Annotated in this window: 3 protein-coding genes; all 3 read right to left on the bottom strand. The window is 61.7% G+C overall.

The features are described 5' to 3' along the window. Entirely contained in the window at positions 1–744 is a 744-nt protein-coding gene (locus PLN84_RS13075; RefSeq protein WP_292386540.1) for an MIP/aquaporin family protein, read from the bottom strand. A gap of 62 nt (positions 745–806) precedes the next feature. Next, complete coding sequence (locus PLN84_RS13070; RefSeq protein ID WP_292386541.1) at positions 807–1,022, bottom strand: DUF2180 family protein; 216 nt, start codon at positions 1,020–1,022, stop codon at positions 807–809. A 12-nt stretch (positions 1,023–1,034) separates the two neighbouring features. Then, positions 1,035–2,513, bottom strand: coding sequence for a DUF2193 domain-containing protein (locus tag PLN84_RS13065; RefSeq protein ID WP_348532172.1), 1,479 nt, complete (start codon positions 2,511–2,513; stop codon positions 1,035–1,037). Positions 2,514–2,515 lie beyond the last annotated feature (2 nt).

Below are 2,515 nucleotides of genomic sequence, written 5' to 3'. Positions count from 1 at the left end.
TCATTCGCCGGAGAGGTAGTCGTAGAGGAACGCAGCGACTACGGCACCGACGATGGGGCCGATGATGTAGATGGGGAAGAACGTCCAGAGGTTCGACCCGCCAAGCAGCCAGTCCCCGAGATACGGCCCGAACGTACGGGCAGGGTTCAACGAAGCGCCGGTCAGGTTCCCGGTCGTCGTGATGATGCCCGCGACGGCAAGGCCCACTGCGAGGCCGGAAAAGCCCGGCGTGGCCCGCTCGTCGACGGCGGCGCCCATGATGACGAACATCAGGAGGAACGTACCGATAGTCTCGATGACGATCGCCTGCAGGTAGCCGATACCGGGGAAGGGGGTCGTTGCCCCGAGGCCCCCGATGGTGACGGCGTCCGGGCCGACCGCCCAGGCAAAGAGGAGACTTGCGGCCGCCGCGCCGATGAACTGGGCGACGACGTACGCACCCGTATCGAGCGCAGGAAACCGCCGGGTAGCGAAGAGGGCTATCGTCACCGCCGGATTGATGTGGCATCCCGATATCCTCCCGAACGCGTAGATCGACCCGGTGATGGCGATACCGAAGGCAAGCCCGATGGCGAGCCAGTCGCCGAGGCCCCCGAGCGCCCCGATCCCGATGTTGAACGGAGTCGACGGGGTGGTCCCTGAAGCAAGCATAAGGGTGACGACGGCTGCACCGGCTCCGAAGAAGACCAAGATGAATGTACCGACGGCCTCGGCGATGCACCGTTTTCCTAGAGTAACAGTCATGGTTTCACCAGATTGGTATAGGTTTTACGAGGAGCCGACCAAAAAGGTCGGTGGTGTGTGCCTCACTTCCCCTTCTCGTACAGGGCAGCATAACACTCGGGACAGAGAATCCTCGGCAACGGCGCCTTCACGCGCTTGCTGGGAAGGGGATAGCCCCCCTCCCAGAGATCGATATCTTTCCTGATGGCGTGATCCATGCAGAGCCCCATCCCGCAGACGATGCAGATTGCCACCGCCTCGCTCTCCTTCCCCTCAAGGGCGCAGTAGTAGCACTTCATGGCAGTTCCTCCTCAGACCGCCTCTCTCCACTGGCAGTACCCGTGCCGCATGTCGATCAGGCACGCAGAGGCGCAGTTCTTGCAGGCCCGCACCGGGGCGGCTGCCGTCTCTTTCTCGAGAGCGATGATGTTCGTCATCATCGTCGCGGTCACGGGCTCGCTCGTCAGGAGGCACGGGTAGTCGGCAAGGCTCATCAGGGCGGCGAACCGGACAGATATCGCACAGGCCGCGTAGACATACCGTTGCGGGTTCATCAGCACCTCGTTCTTGCGAATGGGCGAGAGGTCGACGGGATACTTGCCGATCATGGGGACCGGTTCCTCACCGGAACCGTTCGCGTTCCGTTGTGCCTTGTCGAGGAGTTTCCATCCGCGATAGATCATGTCCATGAAGTCGCAGTTATGGAGTTCCGCCGCCGCTCCCCGAGACGGGTAGATCTGGACGTAGTTGTGGAATCTCTTCGTGAGCAGGTCGACGATCATGGGTGCGTTGAACCCGTCGAGCTGGAGGATATACTCGGTTGCGGCGGCAGACGACCCGGTCGCGACCGAGAGGACGTCCCAGTAATTCTTGTAGGAGTCGAACGATCTCCGGAGCGAGGACTCCATTACCTCGGTGACCGCCTCGATCGTCGCCATGACGACATCGTCCTTGCACATGTTAAAGGTCGTCTGCGCGATGTGGTGGGAGACGTCGCCGACGCTGTAGGCCGGGACGGTCAGGATGTTGCCGTAGTGAACATCGTCGTCGATGGCGGCCTTGATCGTCCTTTCCATGCGGCGCCGGTACTCACTCATATACTTCCGCTGGTCAAAGGAGGTCATCCCGGCCTCATCCATCAGTTCCGCCTGGGCTTCGACCGGTTCGCGGTAAATCTTCTGCATCGTCGCAATCTCTTTTGCCGTCGCCTCGGTGGGGGTGGCTCCTGCCTCGAGGGCGTGGGCGAAGGCGTCGCCGAAACCGTAGGAGGTGTTCATGCCCCACGATTTGGCGGCGAGGATCGCCCGCTTGTGCTCGACCGGAATCTCGGTCTTTTGCAGCACCTGGTTCACCACGTTGCTCGTGCTCCCCGGGATCAGTGCAAAGTCGACGACGCAGGTAGGGCCGTAGAACCCACCGTAGTGCCGCACCGCCTCGAGACCGATCCGGGCCTCCGCATCAGCGATCGCCTGGACGAAGGCGTCGACGCTTTTTGCGAACGCTTCGTCCTGGCCTTTCAGGATCTCGAGTACCACGGGTGTCTGGTAGTGCTCGACGAACGGGTCGTCTTCGGGACGGACAGTCGTCGTAAGGCCCTTGAGGGACTCGTAGTGCGCGACCACCGAGTCCTTGTGCAGGTCGATGACTGCCTGGCTCTGGTCGCCGATCGCCGTCATCTTCTTTGCTACGTCGACGTAGGGTTTCGTGTCCTCGATGACGAATTTCTGACCGCGTTTTGCCTTTACCGTATCCACGTCCGCCCGCTGGGCGGCCATGGCCTCGTTTATCATCT

The sequence above is a fragment of the Methanoculleus sp. genome, from assembly GCF_035363275.1.
Taxonomy (GTDB): Archaea; Halobacteriota; Methanomicrobia; order Methanomicrobiales; family Methanoculleaceae; genus Methanoculleus.
The sequence above is the reverse complement of the archived record's forward strand: the minus strand, read 5'-3'. Positions and strand labels throughout refer to the sequence as shown.

Excerpts from the sequence above, each read along its gene's own strand:
- PLN84_RS13075 (WP_292386540.1), bottom strand. The coding sequence starts at position 744 with ATGACTGTTACTCTAGGAAAACGGTGCATCGCCGAGGCCGTCGGTACA.
- PLN84_RS13070 (WP_292386541.1), bottom strand. The coding sequence starts at position 1,022 with ATGAAGTGCTACTACTGCGCCCTTGAGGGGAAGGAGAGCGAGGCGGTG.
- PLN84_RS13065 (WP_348532172.1), bottom strand. The coding sequence starts at position 2,513 with ATGATAAACGAGGCCATGGCCGCCCAGCGGGCGGACGTGGATACGGTA.